At 65.6% G+C, this 17572-nt stretch carries 12 protein-coding genes; 9 read left to right on the plus strand and 3 right to left on the minus strand.

Features of this window, described 5'->3' with window-relative positions:
- Positions 1 to 9: 9 nt before the first annotated feature.
- Together dnaE and BLS91_RS05240 are read right to left on the minus strand one after the other, a co-directional pair.
- Positions 10 to 3504, minus strand: a complete 3495-nt coding sequence (gene dnaE, locus BLS91_RS05235) for a DNA polymerase III subunit alpha (protein ID WP_092339678.1) — start codon at positions 3502 to 3504, stop codon at positions 10 to 12.
- Positions 3501 to 3773, minus strand: coding sequence for a hypothetical protein (locus tag BLS91_RS05240; protein WP_092339679.1), 273 nt, complete (start codon positions 3771 to 3773; stop codon positions 3501 to 3503). The genes dnaE and BLS91_RS05240 overlap by 4 nt, the downstream gene beginning before the upstream one ends.
- 223 nt (positions 3774 to 3996) lie before the next feature.
- On the opposite strand from BLS91_RS05240, the gene BLS91_RS05245 reads away from it, so the two are divergent.
- The 7 genes from BLS91_RS05245 (at position 3997) to fdhD (ending at position 13542) form a co-directional block, all read left to right on the plus strand.
- Complete coding sequence (locus tag BLS91_RS05245) at positions 3997 to 5136, plus strand: CdaR family transcriptional regulator (protein ID WP_158252879.1); 1140 nt, start codon at positions 3997 to 3999, stop codon at positions 5134 to 5136.
- A 75-nt stretch (positions 5137 to 5211) separates the two neighbouring features.
- Entirely contained in the window at positions 5212 to 6384 is a 1173-nt protein-coding gene (locus tag BLS91_RS05250; RefSeq protein ID WP_092339681.1) for a glycerate kinase, read from the plus strand.
- Positions 6385 to 6413: 29 nt separating this feature from the next.
- Positions 6414 to 7772: a GntP family permease gene (locus BLS91_RS05255; RefSeq protein ID WP_092339682.1), complete on the plus strand. Its 1359-nt coding sequence runs from the start codon at positions 6414 to 6416 to the stop codon at positions 7770 to 7772.
- A 184-nt stretch (positions 7773 to 7956) separates the two neighbouring features.
- On the plus strand, positions 7957 to 9978 hold the full coding sequence (locus tag BLS91_RS05260; RefSeq protein ID WP_241983194.1) for a PhoX family protein: 2022 nt from the start codon (positions 7957 to 7959) through the stop codon (positions 9976 to 9978).
- A 181-nt stretch (positions 9979 to 10159) separates the two neighbouring features.
- A complete protein-coding gene (gene fdhA / locus BLS91_RS05265; RefSeq protein ID WP_092339684.1) occupies positions 10160 to 11377 on the plus strand; it encodes a formaldehyde dehydrogenase, glutathione-independent in 1218 nt (405 codons plus the stop codon).
- 144 nt (positions 11378 to 11521) lie between these two features.
- Positions 11522 to 12640 (plus strand): GTP 3',8-cyclase MoaA, encoded by a 1119-nt coding sequence (moaA, locus tag BLS91_RS05270; protein WP_092339685.1) that lies wholly within the window; start codon positions 11522 to 11524, stop codon positions 12638 to 12640.
- 50 nt (positions 12641 to 12690) lie between these two features.
- A complete protein-coding gene (gene fdhD / locus BLS91_RS05275) occupies positions 12691 to 13542 on the plus strand; it encodes a formate dehydrogenase accessory sulfurtransferase FdhD (protein WP_092339686.1) in 852 nt (283 codons plus the stop codon).
- Between the two features lie 6 nt (positions 13543 to 13548).
- Here fdhD and BLS91_RS05280 read toward each other — a convergent pair whose 3' ends face one another.
- Positions 13549 to 15849, minus strand: a complete 2301-nt coding sequence (locus tag BLS91_RS05280; RefSeq protein ID WP_092339687.1) for an FdhF/YdeP family oxidoreductase — start codon at positions 15847 to 15849, stop codon at positions 13549 to 13551.
- A 207-nt stretch (positions 15850 to 16056) separates the two neighbouring features.
- Here BLS91_RS05280 and BLS91_RS05285 point away from each other — a divergent pair, with 207 nt between their 5' ends.
- On the plus strand, positions 16057 to 17451 hold the full coding sequence (locus tag BLS91_RS05285) for an OFA family MFS transporter (RefSeq protein WP_092339858.1): 1395 nt from the start codon (positions 16057 to 16059) through the stop codon (positions 17449 to 17451).
- Entirely contained in the window at positions 17448 to 17549 is a 102-nt protein-coding gene (locus tag BLS91_RS21125; RefSeq protein WP_420838491.1) for an MFS transporter small subunit, read from the plus strand. Before BLS91_RS05285 ends, BLS91_RS21125 begins: the two co-directional genes overlap by 4 nt.
- Positions 17550 to 17572 lie beyond the last annotated feature (23 nt).

Genomic DNA, 17572 nt, shown 5'->3' on the forward strand with positions numbered 1-17572 from the left:
GCTTGTTGGCTAGGCACTCTGCGCCCCAGTGAGCTGGTGCAGGGTACCGCCGCCCGAAGACTGCTGCGCCGGGGTGCGCAGCAACGGATGCGCCGCAAGTTCGGCGGCGTAGGCGGCAGCACTGGCCGCTTCCTCCGCGGCGGCGCGTTCAACGGCGTGGCGTTCCTTCACCTGGCGGGCCACATCGAACAGGTTCCACAGATTCTCCCCGGTCACCGACACTCCCTTGGCGCCGGAGCGCCGTGTTCGACCGCGCACGAGCATGTAATTGGTCTGGAACACCTGCCCGCCCACCCGTTCCTGTGCGTCGTGAAAGAACACGACGTTCGCGACCGGGCCGGTGCCGTCGTCGAGGCTGATGAACACCACGCGGCGGCCGCCGCGCATCGGCGGCGTGTTCGTAGCCCGCCGCACCCCGGCGAGCAGAACCTCGGTGCCGCCGGGCAGGTTGCCGAGCTCGCTCGCCGGCGTCACCCCCAACTCCTTGAACAGCGAGTGAAAGCGTTTCATCTGGTGTGATCCGACGGCCAGGTTCAGATCGAGCAGCTCCAGGTCGGTCTGGGTTCGACCGCGCAGCTCGAGCGAGGTGATGGCACCCGCACGGTCGCCGGAGTAGCGCGGCACCGGCAGCTCCACCTCGAACGCGAGCTGGTCGGCACGAATGACCACGGCCGTGCCGCGCAACGACTGAATGTGCGCGAGTAGCTCGTGCCGCCGGGCCCGGTCGTAGCCGATGAACGTGTCGAGGGCGCCGACCCGGGCCAGCGCTTCGAACGTGCGCCTGCGGGGGTGCACCCGGTCACGAAAGTCCTGCAGCGACCCAAACGGCTGGTGCTGGGCAATGCGCGCCCGCTCGGCTTCGGTGCTGCCGACCAGCTCAGGCAGCGCCAAACGGATGCCCTGGCTCCCGTCGGCGAGATCTTCCACGCGGTAATCCAGCGCGCTCGACTGCACGTCGAGGGGGAGCACCGGCACCCCGAGCACCCGAGCTTCGGCCACGATGAGGTCTTTGGGCCACATGCCGGGGTCGTGGGTGAGCAGCCCGGCCAGGAAGGCGGCCGGATGGTGGGTTTTCAGCCAGGCCGACTGGTAGGTGGGCAGGGCGAAGGCGGCGCCGTGCGCCTTGGCGAAGCCGAAGCTACCGAACCCCGCAAGCACCGTCCAGATCTGGTCGATCACCTTCACGCTGAAGCCGCGGGCGAGCGCTTTCTCGCGCAGATACTCCTCGATCTGGGGGAGTTGCTCCGGCTTCCCCAGGTGGCGGCGAAAGACATCCGCTTTGCCGAGGCCGCAGCCGGTGAGTTCGTCGAACAACCGCATGACCTGTTCGTGAAAGATCACGACGCCCTTGGTTTCGCGCAAAATAGGCTCGAACCGGGGGTGAATGTAATCGGGCGCGACCTCGCCGTGCCTGGCCTGCAAATATTTGAGCGGCATGTTGTTTTTCATCGGGCCGGGTCGAAACAGCGAGATCTCCACGGTGAGGTCGTTGAACACCTCGGGTTGCAGCTTGCCGACCAGCTCCATCTGGCCGGGGGATTCGATTTGAAAGATGCCGAGGGTGCGGGTGGAACGAATCAGCTCGAACGTTTTCGCATCGTCGAGCGGCACCCGGTCGAGGTCGATACTCTCGCCGGTGAGCCGGTGGTGCTCTTCAACAGCGTGCGCCATGGCTGACTGCATGCGCACGCCGAGAATGTCGAGCTTGATCAGGCCCATCGGGTCCATGTCGTGCTTGTCGTACTGCGACATGGGCAGGCCCATGCCGCTCGCCTGCACCGGGGTGCGGTCGAGCAGGCTCGCGTCGGAGAGGATCACGCCGCAGGGGTGCACCGAGATATGCCGGGGGAGCCGGTCGAGTTTCGCGGTGAGGTCCACCAGCAGATCGAGTTGCTGCGATTCGCGCACCTCGGTGGCGAGGGCCTCGAGTTCGGGTTTCTCCTCGAGGGCGCGGCGAAAGTCGCGGGCGTTGAACCGCCACATCTGCTTGGCGATCACGTTGATCTGGGCGTCGGGCAGGCCGAGCGCGAGGCCGGCGTCACGCACGGCGCCGCGGCCCCGGTAGGCGTTGGTCATCGACATGAGCGAGACCCGGTCGCTGCCGAAAGCGCGAAAGACCTCGCGGTAGATATCGTGCCGCCTCGCTGACTCGACGTCGATGTCGATATCGGGCAGGGTCTGGCGCTCGGGGGAGAGAAAACGCTCCCAGAGCAGGCCGTTCGCGATCGGTTCGACCGAGGAGGTGTGCAGCGCATAGTTGAGCACCGACCCGACCCCTGAACCGCGGGCCTGAATGCGAATGCCCATTCCGCGAATAATGTCGGCCACCCGCGACACGGTGAGAAAGTAGCTGGCAAAGCCTAAGTGTTCGACCGTTTTCATCTCGTGGGCGAGCTGATGGTGGGCCGCTTCGACCGCGCGTGAGCCGCTCGCCGAGTACAGCTCGGCGATGCCGCTTCGGGCGCGGCGCCACAGCTCGGTGACCGGGTCGCCGGTGACGCCGATGATGCGCGCCTCCGGCATGCGCGGGCGGCCGAGGCCGATGTCGCTCACGGGGTCGAGGCTGCAGCGGTCGCCGAGCTGCTCGGTGTCGCCCAGCAGTCGTTCGAGCGCCCCGTTGTCGTGCAGGCCGGCGTCGACGACCATGCGGGCCACCTGGCGCATCGCGCCGGCCGGTTTGAGCCAGGCCTGACCATTGGTTTGGGGGGTTTCGAGCTCGGCGAGCGGCAGCAGAAAGCGGGCGGCATCGGCGAGGTCGGCGGTGACCGCTTCGTCGGGGGTGCCGTAGCGCACGGCATTGCTGAGCACCGCCGGCAGTCCGGCGTTCTCGGCCAGGGCGAGCATGCGCGTGGCCGGAGTGACACTGCCGACGGTGCCGCTTTCGGCGAGGTGGCAGACGATTTCGAGCACGACGGTGCCTGCGGGCAGGGCGCGCTGCCAGTGGGCCAGCCGCGCCGCGGCATCTGAATTGTCGCGGCGGCCGATGGCCAGGCCTACGTCGGAATCGGGGCCGAGCAGCACGGTGAGGGAGGCCAGGCCGGCCAGGTCGGCCAGGCGGGCGCGCGAAATGCTCGGGCCGGCAGCTGCGCCGTGGGCGGTGCTGTGCTGGGCTGTGCTGTTCTGGGGTGCGTCGTGGCCGGCGGCGCCGTGCTGAAGTGCGTCTCGATCGGTGCTGTGGGCGGCACTGACCGCGCGGCAAAGTGCGGCGTAGCCTCTACCCGCCGTCTGGCCGTGGGCGAGCACGACCACCCGACCGAGCGGGCGATACTGGTCGTCGTGCACGGCGAGTTCGGCGCCGAGCCCGGGGCGGATGCCGGCGGCCACGCAGGCGCGCACGTGTTTGACTGCGCCGTAGAGTCCGTCACGGTCGGTGACGGCCAGAAAATTCGCGCCCTGCGCGGCCGCCTGCTCGGCCAGGGCTTCGGGAAGCGTCACCCCGTAGTGGGTCGAGTAGGCGCTCGCGACGTGCAGGTGACTGAAAGTCGTCCCCGGTGCGGTGCTCATCCCCAGTCCAATGCTAAAGTCCAGGACCCGTCGGTGCTGCGGCGCAGGTCGTAGCGGTGCTGCTCTTCGCCGCCACGGCAGGCATCGAGCCGCCACAGTTCGGTGTCGATGCGGGTGGGGGTTCCCTCGTTTTCCCACCATCGGGTGCGTTTGAATACGGCCTGCGGCTGACCGATGACGGTGTGTTCGAACCGATTCCAGATGAACGCGCGCGGGTCGCCGTCGGGGGACAGCTCAACGTCGACTGGTGCGTCAATAATGTGGGGCAAGGTGGGCTCCCTAGGCTCGTGACGGGTGGCTCGGGGTGGGCGATAATGGTAAAAACCTGATGAGCGATGGTTAAAAAAATCCCACAATGAGTTCGAGCAAAATCTCGTCGAAATCAACTGCTATCGAATATGTCTTCTAGGTAAAAGTGTATGTCACTCCACCGACATGCGCCATGGGCGGATGCTCGTGAGACAGCCGGAGCCTGCGATCTACGATGGTCAAATGACCGACGCAATACCGAACGGCACCGCACCGACCGGCAGTGCACCCGGCACCGCACAGATCACCCGTGAGCTCGCCCAGCGCCTGGTGGAGCAGGTCGCGCCGAGCCTCGTGCACAACGTCAACATCATGGATGCGGGCGGGGTGATCATCGGCTCACTGGATGCTGCCCGCATCGGCACCCTGCATGACGGTGCCCGGGATGCCGCTGTTCGCGGGGAAGCGGTGCACATCGCTCCCGGCGACGAGCATCAGGGAACCCGGCCGGGAGTGAATATTCCGTTGATCGTCGACGGACAGGTCGTGGCCGTCGTCGGGGTCACCGGAATCCCCGCCGAGGTGCTGCCGGTCGCGCAGGTGCTCGTGCTGACCGTTCAGATGCTGCTCAGCCAGGAGCGGCAGCGCGATAACGCGTCGTGGCGAGAATCCGCGATTCGGGACATCCTCGGGGCCCTTGCGCGGGGTAATCTCACCGAGAGTCGCCTGATGGCGGGCTTGCGGGGCATCGACGCGCCACTGCAGCCACCGTGGAACCTCACTGGAATCGTGGCCGAGAACCAGTCGGTGGCGCTGCTTCGTGGGTTGCGCGAGTTCACGGGAGTGGTGGCCGCCGACATTAACGGTGCCGTCTGGGTGCTCAGCGGATCGTCGTCTGCGCTGGGCCACGAGCTGCTTCGACAGCGTCTGCAGCGCTCCGGCGAGCCGCCCCTGCGTTTTCTGATCGGACGCGTCGGAGCCACCATGCAACAACTCGCGAGCGACGCTGAACGGCTGGGCGCGCTGCTGGCCCGGCCCGGGCTGCTCGAGCTGGTAGACGTCGGGTCCGAGACTCGCCTCGACGCCCTGGGTCTGGAGCTCGCGATCGCCGGCCTGCCCACCGCCATGATCGAGGATCTCGCTGAATCGGTGCTCGCGCCGCTCAGCGCGGCCCTGAACGAGACGGCACGGGTGTTCCTGCAGGCCGAACTGTCGATTGCCGGCGCGGCGCGGGAACTCGGCGTGCACCGCAATACCCTCGTGCAGCGACTCGACCGCATCGAGCTGCTGACCGGCCTCAACCTCCGACAGTTTCACGCCGCCGTGCGGATGCGGGTCGCACTGGCGGCCGATGCCGCTCGCTATGTGCACGATGCACAGTAAATAGCCCATGATTTGCCGAGAACTGTGGTGTGATTCCACCTGAATTTGTGTCTGGTTGTGTTCTAGCCTGAACCAATGCACGATCGCACGGCGCTGAAGCCGCTCACCATAGTCATCGCGCCGGACTCGTTCAAAGGAAGCCTCAGCGCGGCCGAAGCCGCCGCCGCCATGGCCGAGGGTGCCCGCGACGCCGGCCTCGCGCTCGGCCGGCCCGACCCGCAGCTGATCCTCTGCCCGATGGCCGACGGCGGCGAGGGAACGCTCGATGCCATCGCCGCCGTCTGGGGCGTCCTGCCCCGCACCATGCTCACCGTCGACGCGCTCGGGCGCAGCCGCCGGGCTCGCTACGCCACCTCGTCCGACGGCCGCACGGGCCTCATCGAAGCGGCCGAATCCAACGGCCTGCCCCTGACAGCGGATGCCCAGCCCCAGCCCCAGCGCGCTGACAGCTTCGGCGTCGGGCTGCTCGCCCGGGAACTACTCGATCAGCAGGTCGATGAGATTCTGCTCTGCGTCGGCGGCTCCGCCAGCACCGACGGCGGAACCGGTCTGCTCGCCGGGCTCGGCGCGCGCTTTCTCGACGCCGCCGGCAAACCGGTCGCGCCCGGCGGCGCGGGCCTGGCCGAGATTGCGTCCATCGATCTGACCGGCCTGCACCCGCGCTCCCGCGAGGTCAGCTGGCGCGTCGCGGTCGATGTGAACAACCCGCTCTGCGGCACAAACGGCGCAGCCGCTGTGTTTGGCCCGCAAAAGGGCGCGCAGCCCAACGATGTCGTGGAGCTCGACGCGGGCCTGGCCCACCTCGCCGCCATCGTGCTCGCTGAAACCGGCGAGAACATGCAGGGCCGGCCAGGCGCCGGAGCGGCCGGCGGTATGCCGGCCACCCTCGTGCCGCTGCTCCACGCCGAGCTGGTACCCGGTTCCACCCTGGTAGCGGATGCCGTGGGCCTGGCCGACAAGATGGCCCGCGCCGACCTCGTACTCACCGGTGAAGGCAGCTTCGATTCCCAATCGCTCGGCGGCAAGGTGGCCGTGGCAGTCGCACGTCTGGCGCCGACCGGATGCCCGGTCGTCGTCATCGCCGGGCGGGTGGCGCTGTCGCCAGCCGACACCGCGGCATCCGGTGTCAGCGCCGCATTCTCGATCGCCGGCGGACCGGCGACCCTCGACGACCTGCAGGAGCACGCGGCCCAACGCCTACGCGAGACCACGGCGCAGGTCGTTTCCTTCTTTCTCCAGACCCACTAGTTCCACCCTGAAATAGAAAGGCCGTCTCAATGCTGAGCATCGCCATCCTGGTGGCTCTCGTCGCCGCCATCGTCTTCGCCACCGCGAAGCTGAAAATCAATCCCTTCCTGGCGCTGCTCGCTGCGGCGCTGGTCGGTGGTTTCGCGTTCGGTCTGCCGGTTGACACGATCGCCCCGACCATGACGACGGCCTTTGGGGCCACGCTCGGCAATATCGGCCTGATCATCCTGTTCGGCACCATCATCGGCGTGATCCTGGAGCGCACCGGCGCCGCGATCGCCATGGCCGAAGCGTTGATTCGCGTGTTAGGCACCCGGTTTCCGACGCTGACCATGAGCGTTATCGGCTTCATCGTGTCGATCCCGGTGTTCTGCGACTCCGGCTTCGTCATTCTGAACTCCCTCAAGAAGTCGCTCGCCGCCCGGGCCAAGGTATCGCTCGTAGCCATGACCATCGCCCTGATGACCGGCCTGTACGCCACCCACGTTTTCGTACCGCCGACTCCCGGCCCACTCGCCGCCGCCGGCAACCTGAACATCATCGACCAGCTGGGGCTCATCATCGGCTTTGGCCTGATCGCCGCCGTGGTCTCGGCACTGGCCGGGCTGCTCTGGGCGAACCGGTTCCTGAAGAAAAACATCGAGCTCATGCCCGAGCCGAGCGGCGAGGAGAGCGAGCAGGACTACGAGAAGATTCGCGCCGCCTACGGCAAGCTGCCCAACGCCTTTCTGGCTTTCCTGCCGATTCTCGCCCCGATCCTGCTGATCTGCCTTGCGTCGATGGCCAAACTGCCCGCCGCGCCCTTCGGTGACTCCGGCTTGTATATCGCCATCGTCTTCGTCGGCACCCCGGTGATCGCCCTGGCCGTCGGCCTGATCGCCTCGCTGTTCCTGCTGCGCGGTAAGGGCAAGCTCGACGCGTTCGGCGATCGGGTGACCGAGGGCATCCGCATCTCGGCGCCCATCCTGCTGATCACCGCCTCGGGCGCCGCCTTCGGAGCCGTGCTTGCGGCCTCCGACCTCACCGACTTTCTCGGCAGCACCCTCTCGACGCTCGGGCTCGGACTGGCCGTACCGTTCCTCATCTCGGCCGCGCTCAAGACCGCGCAGGGTTCATCCACGGTCGCCATGGTGACCACGTCGGTGCTGCTCCTGCCGCTGCTGCCGGCCCTCGGCCTCGACTCCGACCTCGGCAAAGTGCTCTCGGTGCTCGCGATCGGCGCCGGAGCCATGGTCGTCTCGCACGCCAACGACAGCTTCTTCTGGGTGGTGTCGCAGCTCAGCCGTATCCCGGTCGCGACGGCCTACCGCACGCTCACCCCGGCCACGGCCATCCAGGGCGTCGCCGGTTTCGCCGCTGTCTGGGTGATCGGTCTCATCGTCCTGTAACACTGATCAGCACCGAACGTTCATATTCGGTTCACCGTGGAGTCACCGGGTGGCGGGAGGGTGGTTCTGCCCCCAGTTCGGGGTTCACCAAACCATCAGGAGTACCCGCATGTTGAATCGTGAAGCCAAAGATCTCCGTCAGAGCGTCACCGATCGTGACCGGCCGCTGATCCCTCTGCTGCCGATGGATGGCCATACGCTCGGTAAGCGCAGTGCGGTCACCTGTCACCTCAAGTGTGCAGACGCCTGCTTTCACCCGGTGCCCAATGAGAGCACGAATGATTACTTTCGCGACATCGTCGGAGCGGCCCTGAGCCGCCGTTCCCTGCTCGTGGGCGTTGGCGTCGGCGCTGCGGCGATCGTACTGGGGGCTGGCCAGACGACTCCCGCGTTGGCGGCACCGGGCGGTCCGGCCGGCGGCGGCCTCGCGTTCACGCCGATCGCGCCGGTTCCGGCGGCCGTCGATGCCTTCTCGGTACCGGCGGGGTATTCCTGGAACCCGATCATCCGCTGGGGCGACCCGCTGTTCGCCGCCACCGACGTGTTCGACCCTGATCACCAGACCGCCGCGTCGCAGGCCTTGCAGTTTGGCTACAACAACGACTACCTCGCCATTCTCGAGACCAAGGGCCGTTCCGGCACCCTCGTCACCAACCACGAGTACACCAACGAAGGCATCATGTTCACCCCGGCCACGACACCGGCCGAAGCGGATGAGCAGCGTCGCGTCGCGATGATGGCCCACGGCATGTCCGTGGTCGCCCTCGAACGAAAGCGTGCCGGTCAGCCCTGGACCTACCGGGTCGGTGACCGCCTCAACCGTCGCATTACCGCGAGCACCCCGTTCACCGTCACCGGTCCGTCCGCCGGCAGCGACCTGCTGAAGACCAGGGCAGACCCGGCCGGCCGCACCGTGCTCGGCACCCTCGGCAACTGCGCCGGCGGCACCACACCCTGGGGCACGGTGCTCTCCGGCGAGGAGAACTTCAACGGGTACTTCCGCACGCCGGGCACCAGCGCAGCGGATGCCCGCTACGGCCTCGCCAACCGCCCTACCGGCCGGCTGTGGGAGCAGGTCGACAACCGGTTCGACGCCACCATCGCCGGCAACGAGAACGAGCCGAACCGGTTCGGCTGGATAGTGGAGATCGACCCGGAGGCGCCGAACGAGCCGCCGGTCAAGCACACGGCCCTCGGCCGGTTCAAGCACGAGGGCGCCAACGTTATCGTCGGAAAGACCGGCCACGTCGCCGCCTACATGGGCGACGATGAACGCTTCGACTACCTCTACAAGTTCGTCTCCTTCGATCGGTTCGATAAGAGGAAGGGCCCGAAAGCCCGCACCCACAACAAGACCCTGCTCACCCGTGGCTCCCTCTATGTGGCCCGGTTCACCGGCAACTCGCCGGCCGGCGAGATCACCGGCACCGGCCAGCTGCCCGCCGACGAAAAGTTCGACGGCACCGGCCAGTGGGTCGCGCTCGTCATCGACGGCGTTTGCCAGGTGCCCGGCTTCAGCACCGACGACGCCCTCGTGAACACCCGGCTGGTAGCGGATGCCGTCGGCGCCACCAAAATGGACCGCTGCGAAGACGTCGAGCCGAGCCCGGTGACCGGCAAGATCTACGTCGCCTGCACCAACAACACCGACCGTGGCCTGCCGGGCAAGGAGGGCGCCACCGAGCCCAACCCCCGCGCGATCAACCGGGATGGCCACATCGTGGAGATCACCGAAACCGGCTCCGACGCCACCGCGGTGACCTTCGACTGGAACCTGCTGCTCGTCTGCGGCGATCCGAAGACGAACACGAGCACCTACTTCGCCGGTTTCCCGAGCGAGAAGGTCTCGCCCATCTCCTGCCCGGACAACGTTGCCTTCGACGCCGAGGGCAACCTGTGGATCTCCACCGACGGTGCCCCGAGCACGATCGGATTCTGCGACGGCCTGTTCAAGGTGCCGCTCACCGGCCCCGAGCGCGGGCGGGTGCAGCAGTTCCTTTCGGTGCCGCGGCAGGCGGAGACGTGCGGGCCGGTCATCCGCTCTGAGCAATCGATGGTGTACGTGGCCGTGCAGCATCCGGGGGAGAACGGCAGCTGGGCCGCCCAGTCCAGTCGATTCCCGGACTACGTTGCGCTGGGTGCTGCGGCGCCGGCCGGTGCGTGGGCGGGGCCCCGGCCATCCGTCGTGCAGGTCTGGAAGTCCTGAGTCGTTCCCCGATCTGGTCGTCCCATAGGCCAGAACGGGGGGCACGAACTGGGAGTTGGCTGATTGTAATTTCTGAAAACCGTGGTGAAGTAAAAGGGCTGCAGTCAGAATCGGCAGCGCTCATTCAATGTGGAGAAGGTCGTCTGACTTGCTCCGCGAAGAAAAACGAGGAAGGTAGTTCATGACGGGGAACAGAGCAGTTGCCTACAAGAGCGCGGGAGTCGTCGAGGTCATCGACATCGATTACCCCACGTTTGAACTCAAAGACGGACCGGGTGTCAACCCGGCCAACGTCGGCCGCAAGGTGCCGCACGGTGTGATTCTCAAGACCGTGACCACCAACATCTGCGGCTCGGACCAGCACATGGTGCGTGGGCGTACCACCGCACCGAGCAACCTGGTGCTGGGGCACGAAATCACCGGCGAAGTGGTCGAAGCCGGCCCCGACGTGGAATTCATCAAGGTCGGCGACATCGTGTCGGTACCGTTCAACATCAGCTGCGGTCGCTGCCGCAACTGTAAGGAACGTAAGACCGGCATCTGCCTCAACGTCAACCCGGACCGTCCGGGTAGTGCCTACGGCTACGTCGACATGGGCGGTTGGGTGGGAGGCCAGGCCGAGTACGTGCTGGTTCCCTATGCCGACTGGAACCTGCTGAAGTTTCCCGACCGGGACCAGGCGCTCGAGAAGATCATGGATCTCACCATGCTGTCCGACATCTTCCCGACCGGCTTCCACGGGGCCTATACGGCCGGTGCCGGCGTCGGCACGACCGTGTACGTGGCCGGAGCCGGCCCGGTGGGCCTTGCGGCCGCCGTCTCGGCGCAGCTGCTCGGTGCGGCCGTCGTCATTGTCGGTGACATGAACGCGGATCGTCTCGCGCAGGCCCGCAGTTTCGGCTGCGAGACCATCGACCTCACCAAGGGTGAGCCGGGGGAGCAGATCGAGCAGATCCTCGGCGTGCCAGAGGTCGACGCCGGTGTTGACGCCGTGGGCTTCGAGGCGCGCGGCCACGGCAAGGACGCCGATCACGAGGCTCCGGCCACCGTGCTCAACTCGCTCATGACGGTCACGGCAGCTGGCGGTGCCCTCGGCATTCCGGGCCTCTATGTCACGGGCGACCCGGGCGCCAAGGAGAAGGCCGCGCAGGTGGGCTCGCTGTCGATTCGGCTCGGCCTCGGCTGGGCCAAGTCGCTGTCCTTCACGACCGGCCAGTGCCCGGTGATGAAGTACAACCGCCAGTTGATGATGGCGATCCTGCACGACAAGGTGCAGATTGCCAAGGCCGTCAACGCCAAAGCCATCAGCCTCGAAGACGCCCCGCGTGGCTACGCCGAATTCGACGCCGGTGCGGCGACGAAGTACGTGCTGAACCCCAACGGTTACGTCAAGGGCTAACAGCACTGCCGGACGGCACAGGTGAAGCGGATGGCCTGGCCGGGAAATCTCCCGGCCAGGCCATCTCCTGTACCGGCCCCGGGCATCCGCTTATTACCGGTGTTCTGGGTATCTCCGGGCGGAGCGCGGGGTTAGGGTGGAAACATGACCGGCGCCGACCTTGCAGAACCAGCTCCGCGCTTCTATCGAGAGCGCTCGGACATTCCGGTGCACCTTGAAACGCCCACCGGCACCGTGACCGACCGGCTGAACCGGCCGCTGCACGACCTGCGCCTCAGCGTCACCGACCGCTGCAACTTTCGCTGCGTCTACTGCATGCCGAAGGAAATCTTCGGCCGGGACTTCGCGTTCATGGAACACGACGAACTACTCAGCTTCGAGGAACTCACCCGGCTCGCGCGCGTGGCCGTCGCCCATGGCGTTGAGAAGATTCGGCTGACCGGCGGTGAACCACTGCTGCGTAGGGGGCTTGAAGACCTCATTGCCCTGCTGGCCGAGCTGCGCACCCCCGACGGCCGTGAGATCGACATTGCCCTGACCACGAACGGGTCGGCGCTGGCCCTGAAGGCGCAGGCGCTCAAGGATGCCGGCCTGAAGCGCGTAACGGTGTCGCTCGACTCGCTCGACGACACCACGTTTCGCACCATGAACGACGTGAAGTTTCCCGTCGCCAAGGTGCTGCACGGCATCGATGTGGCCGAAGCCGTCGGCCTCGGCCCGATCAAGGTCAACATGGTCGTGCAGCGCGGCAAGAACGACCAGGACATCGTGGCCATGGCCCGTCATTTCAAGGACACCCCGTACATTCTGCGCTTCATCGAGTTCATGGACGTGGGCACCAGCAACGGCTGGGAGATGGGCGCCGTCGTGCCGTCGAAAGATGTCATCGCGCGCATCCACGCCGAGCTGCCGCTTGAAGAGATCGCCCCGAACTACAGCGGCGAGACCTCCCGCCGCTGGCGCTACCAGGACGGCGGCGGCGAGATCGGTGTCATCTCCAGTGTCACCCAGAATTTCTGCCAGACCTGCTCGCGCGCCCGCGTGTCGACCGATGGCAAGCTGTTCACCTGCCTGTTCGCCACCGACGGCCACGACCTGCGGGCGCTCATGCGCGGCGGATGCTCCGACGCGGAACTCTCCACCGTTATGGCGCACCTATGGCGGGAGCGCACCGACCGCTATTCGCAGCTGCGGAGCGCGAAGACCAGTGAGCTGCGGGCGTCTGGTGCCAAGAAAATCGAAATGTCCTACATCGGCGGCTAATCGGCAAGGCTGGAGTGCGGTAACGGCACCAGCGTTTTGGAGACTTTAGAATGAACAGAATTACCGCGCGACGCAAAATTACCCGAATCACCGTCGGTGCCCAGCCTCTGGCTGGCGAGGACCTGCTTGCGGTCGAAGAACCGCTGGAAATTCGAGTGAACGGCCGCCGCCTTGCCGTCACGATGCGTACCCCGGGTAACGACATCGACCTTGCGGCGGGGTTTCTGGTCTCGGAGGGCGTCATCACGCAGGGCGACGATTTTAATTCGGCCCGCTACTGCGCTGGGGCGATCGACGGGGTCAACACCTATAACGTGCTGGACGTCACCCTCGGTGCCGGCGTCGCGCCACCGGCACCGAGCTTGGAGCGCTCTCTCATCACCAACAGCTCCTGTGGCCTGTGCGGCAAGGAGAGCATCGATGCCGTGCGCACCAAATCAGTCTTTGAGATAGCGGATGACGCGGTGCGAGTGACTGCCGAATTGCTCACGACTTTTCCCGACAAGCTGCGCGCGGGGCAGAACGTGTTCGAGAAGACCGGCGGCATTCACGCGGCCGGCCTGTTCGATGCCGCTTCCGGCGAAATGCTCGTGCTGCGCGAAGACGTCGGCCGGCACAACGCCGTCGACAAGGTCATCGGCTGGGCGGTCAAGGAGAACCGGCTGCCGCTGACCGGCACGGTGCTCATGGTATCGAGTAGGGCGAGTTTCGAACTCACCCAGAAGGCCCTGATGGCGGGCATTCCCGTGCTCGCGGCGGTCTCGGCGCCCTCGTCACTCGCCGCGGAGTTCGCCGTCGAGGTTGGCATGACCCTGGTCGGCTTTCTCCGCGGCAACTCCATGGTCGTCTATGCCGGCGGCGACCGGATCATCGACGCACACAGTGACGAGCAGGCCGCCTGACTCAGGCTAGGCAGTGGCGCCGGCCGGAACGAAGCGCACGGTCATGGCCTTGTAACCGGGGGTGTTCGATTCGCGGGCAACGAGCTCGCGGTGCATGAGTGCGTTCGCCTCCGGAAAGTACGCAGCCGCGCAGCCGCGCGGTGTCGGATAGACCACGAGGCGGAACGTGTCGGCTCGGCGCTCGACGCCCTGGTACGTGCTGATCACGTCGACCATATCGCGGTCGGCGAAGCCCAGCTCGGTGACATCGTCTTCGTGGATGAGAATGACGCGACGACCGTTCTTGATGCCGCGGTAGCGGTCGTCAAGACCGTAGAACGTGGTGTTGTACTGGTCATGGCTGCGGATGGTCTGCAGAATCAAGTGACCCTCTGGCGCCGACAGGTACTCGATCGGGCTCACCGTGAACCGGGCCAGACCAATATCGGTGGCAAAGCTGCGCGTATCGCGCGGCGGGTTGGGCAGCACGAACCCATTCTTGGTCTTGAGCCGAACGTTGAAGTCGACGAAGCCGGGTACGACGCGGGAGATGTGGTCACGAACGACGTCGTAGTCTTCCGCCATCGCCTTCCAATCGACCGGGTGGTCTTCTCCGAGCGTGGCGTTGGCCATGCGGGCAATGATCACCGGTTCGGCGAGGAGGTGCTCAGACACCGGCTCGAGGCGTCCCTGAGTGGTACGAACGACCGACATCGAGTCTTCCACTGAGAGCACCTGGCGGCCCGACGGATGCTTGTCATCGGTGTCCGTTCGGCCGAGCGTCGGCAGGATGAGCGAGGTCAAACCGTGCATAACGTGCGAGCGATTGGGTTTGGTCGACACATGCACGGTGAGACCGACGCGCTGCATGGCTTTCTCCAGCAGGTCGGTATCGGAGCAAGCCAGGGCGAAGTTGCCGCCCATGGAGACGAACACGTCGACGCGGTCGTGCACGAAGGCATCCACCGTGTCGACGGAGTCGAGGCCATGCTCCCGCGGGGATACGATGCCGAACTCGGCGTCGAGGGCGGCGAGCATGGGCTCCTTCGGCTTTTCCCACACGCCCATGGTGCGGTCGCCCTGCACGTTGGAGTGGCCGCGCACCGGGCAGGCGCCTGCGCCGGGCTTGCCGAAGTTGCCCTGCAGGAGCAATAGGTTGATGATCTCCTTGAGGGTGTTCACCGAGTGCGGCTGCTGGGTCAGTCCGAGCGCCCAGCAGATGATGGTGGCCTTGCTCGCGATGAGCAGTTGCGCCACTGTCTCGATCGCGGCACGGTCCAGGCCGGTGGCCTTTTTCGTTTCGGCCCAGTCGATCACCGATCGGGCGGCCCGATAGGCCTCGATTCCGTCGGTGTTCGCGGCGACGAACTCGTGGTCGATGACCGACCCCGGTATGCGGGCCTCCTCCTCGAGCAACAGATGACCGAGCGCCTGGAACAGGGCCAGGTCACCGCCGACCTTGATCTGCAGAAACTCATCAGCCAGGTTGGTGCCCTTGCCGACGACGCCCTTCGGAGTCTGCGGGTCCATGAAGTTGAACAGTCCCGCTTCGGGCAGAGGGTTGACGGCCACAATCTTGCCGCCGTTGTCCTTGCATTCGGCCAAGGCCGACAGCATGCGCGGGTGGTTGGTGCCCGGGTTCTGGCCGACCACCATAATGAGTTCGGCCTGGTGGATGTCTTCGAGCGAGACCGTGCCCTTGCCGATGCCGATCGTGGGGTTCAGTGCTGAGCCGGAGGACTCGTGGCACATATTGGAGCAGTCGGGCAGGTTATTGGTGCCGATCGACCTGGCGAACAGCTGGTACATGAACGCCGACTCGTTGGCGGTGCGGCCAGACGTGTAGAAGACGGTGCGGTCGGGCACCGTGGCGCGAATCTGCTCACCGATGAGTTCGAAAGCATCATCCCAGGAGATCTGCGAGTAGTGCGTGTCGCCCGGGCGAATGACGACGGGGTGCGTAATGCGGCCCTGGTTTCCGAGCCAATACTCGGTCTTGGTGGCGAGCTCGGCGATGGAATGCTCTGCCCAGAACGCGGGCGTCACCGTGCGTAGCGTGCTCTCTTCAGCGACGGCTTTCGCGCCGTTTTCGCAGAATTCTGCGGTCTTGCGATGTCCCTGGGATTCCGGCCACGCGCATCCGGGGCAGTCGGTGCCGTCGCGCTGGTTGAGGCGCAGCAGCGACCGTGCGGTGCGAACGATACCAGCCTGGGCAATACCCCGATCGAGCGCCACCGCTACGGCTTGGATGCCCGCCGCATGGGTCTTGGGCGCGGTGACGACAAGATTTTTTTCGTTGATGTCGTCGATAGGTGCTGAACGTGTCATATATCTATCCTGCCTTGCCGCCAAGGGGAATTCCCCCGAATTACCAAATGGGCGAGATTTTGGAACGAAATGTGCTCGATGAATCGTCTAGGATTGCTTCCGCAGACTATTCAGTCAATCCGTTTGCGGAGTACGTCCACGGCCATCGTGGACAGCCGAAACGCACAGCAGAGTCGCTATCGCCATACCGGCAGCAAGGATATCTCCATGAGCTGGCTCGACCGAGACCGCACCATCGCCCCACCCGGATTCAACCGCTGGCTGATTCCGCCGGCCGCACTCGCCGTGCACCTCTGCATTGGCCAAGCCTACGCCACGAGTGTTTACAAGACCGCGCTTGTGGCGCACTTCGACGCCAGCCTGGTGCAGATCGGGGTGATCTTCTCAATCGCCATCGTGATGCTCGGCCTGTCGGCGGCCATCATGGGTACCTGGGTCGACACCAACGGGCCGCGCAAGGCCATGTTCGTCGCGGCACTGTTCTGGTCGGGCGGATTCCTCATCGGTTCGCTCGGAATCTTTACGAACCAGCTGTGGCTGGTCTACGTCGGCTACGGCTTCATCGGCGGTATCGGCCTCGGCATCGGCTACATATCGCCCGTCTCGACGCTCATCAAGTGGTTTCCGGACCGCCCAGGCCTCGCTACCGGCATGGCCATCATGGGCTTTGGCGGCGGCGCCCTCATCGCCAGCCCAGTGTCGACGGCGCTCCTCAGCTTCTATGACCCCAACTCCGGGGCAGCGAACTGGGTGGCAAGCGGCGACTCCGTGGGCAAGCTTTTTCTCACCCTCGCCGTGGTCTATCTCGCGTACATGATGTTCGGGGCTTTCACGATCAAGGTTCCGGCTGCTGATTGGGTGCCGGCCGGTTTCGATCCGTCGAAGGTGCGGGTCAAGGCCCTCGTCACGAGCAACCACGTTTCAGCCAGGAACGCCATTCGCACGCGTCAGTTCTGGCTGCTCTGGGTCGTCCTGTTCTGCAACGTCACGGCCGGTATCGGCATTCTCGAGCAGGCCGCACCGATGATCCAGGACTTCTTCCGGCAGAGCGACGGCAACTCGCTGGTCTCGGCGGCCGTTGCCGGAGGCTTTGTGGGCTTGTTGTCGCTCGCTAACATGGGCGGACGATTCGCCTGGTCGGCCACGTCGGACAAGACCGGACGCAAGAACATCTACATGGTGTACCTCGGCGTTGGCACGGTGTTGTACGTGCTGCTGGCGCTCTTCGGATCGAGTACGACGGCGCTCTACGTTGTACTGGCCTTCGTTATCATTTCTTTTTACGGTGGCGGTTTCGCTACAGCTCCGGCCTACCTGCGGGATTTGTTCGGAACCTTTCAGGTGGGGGCCATCCATGGTCGCCTGCTGACGGCCTGGTCGGCGGCCGGCATTGCCGGTCCGCTCATTGTCAACTCGTTCCTCGATGCTCAGGGCGCTCCGGGTGAGTTGACGGCCGCGGCCTATCAGCCGGCCCTGCTCACCATGGTTGGGCTGCTCGTTGTTGGTTTTGTGGCGAACCTTTTCGTGCGACCGGTTCACACCGACTTTCACGAACCCGAAAAGCCGCTCGTCGGTGCAACAGCTAGGAAGGCGCACGCATGAAGGTTCTAAAAGTCATCGTGGCTTGGGCGCTGGTAGGGATCCCGCTGGCCTTTGGCATTTCTCAGACACTCGCGAAGGTGACGGCCCTGTTCGGCTAAACCCGGGCCGGTCAACGCGCGTC

The sequence above is a fragment of the Cryobacterium flavum genome, from assembly GCF_900103805.1.
GTDB lineage: Bacteria > Actinomycetota > Actinomycetes > Actinomycetales > Microbacteriaceae > Cryobacterium > Cryobacterium flavum.

Bases quoted from the DNA above. Each gene is read 5' to 3' on its own strand.
- dnaE (WP_092339678.1), bottom strand. From the start codon at position 3,504: ATGAGCACCGCACCGGGGACGACTTTCAGTCACCTGCACGTCGCGAGC.
- BLS91_RS05245 (WP_158252879.1), top strand. From the start codon at position 3,997: ATGACCGACGCAATACCGAACGGCACCGCACCGACCGGCAGTGCACCC.
- BLS91_RS05250 (WP_092339681.1), top strand. From the start codon at position 5,212: ATGCACGATCGCACGGCGCTGAAGCCGCTCACCATAGTCATCGCGCCG.
- BLS91_RS05255 (WP_092339682.1), top strand. From the start codon at position 6,414: ATGCTGAGCATCGCCATCCTGGTGGCTCTCGTCGCCGCCATCGTCTTC.
- BLS91_RS05260 (WP_241983194.1), top strand. From the start codon at position 7,957: ATGGATGGCCATACGCTCGGTAAGCGCAGTGCGGTCACCTGTCACCTC.
- fdhA (WP_092339684.1), top strand. From the start codon at position 10,160: ATGACGGGGAACAGAGCAGTTGCCTACAAGAGCGCGGGAGTCGTCGAG.
- moaA (WP_092339685.1), top strand. From the start codon at position 11,522: ATGACCGGCGCCGACCTTGCAGAACCAGCTCCGCGCTTCTATCGAGAG.
- fdhD (WP_092339686.1), top strand. From the start codon at position 12,691: ATGAACAGAATTACCGCGCGACGCAAAATTACCCGAATCACCGTCGGT.
- BLS91_RS05280 (WP_092339687.1), bottom strand. From the start codon at position 15,849: ATGACACGTTCAGCACCTATCGACGACATCAACGAAAAAAATCTTGTC.
- BLS91_RS05285 (WP_092339858.1), top strand. From the start codon at position 16,057: ATGAGCTGGCTCGACCGAGACCGCACCATCGCCCCACCCGGATTCAAC.
- BLS91_RS21125 (WP_420838491.1), top strand. From the start codon at position 17,448: ATGAAGGTTCTAAAAGTCATCGTGGCTTGGGCGCTGGTAGGGATCCCG.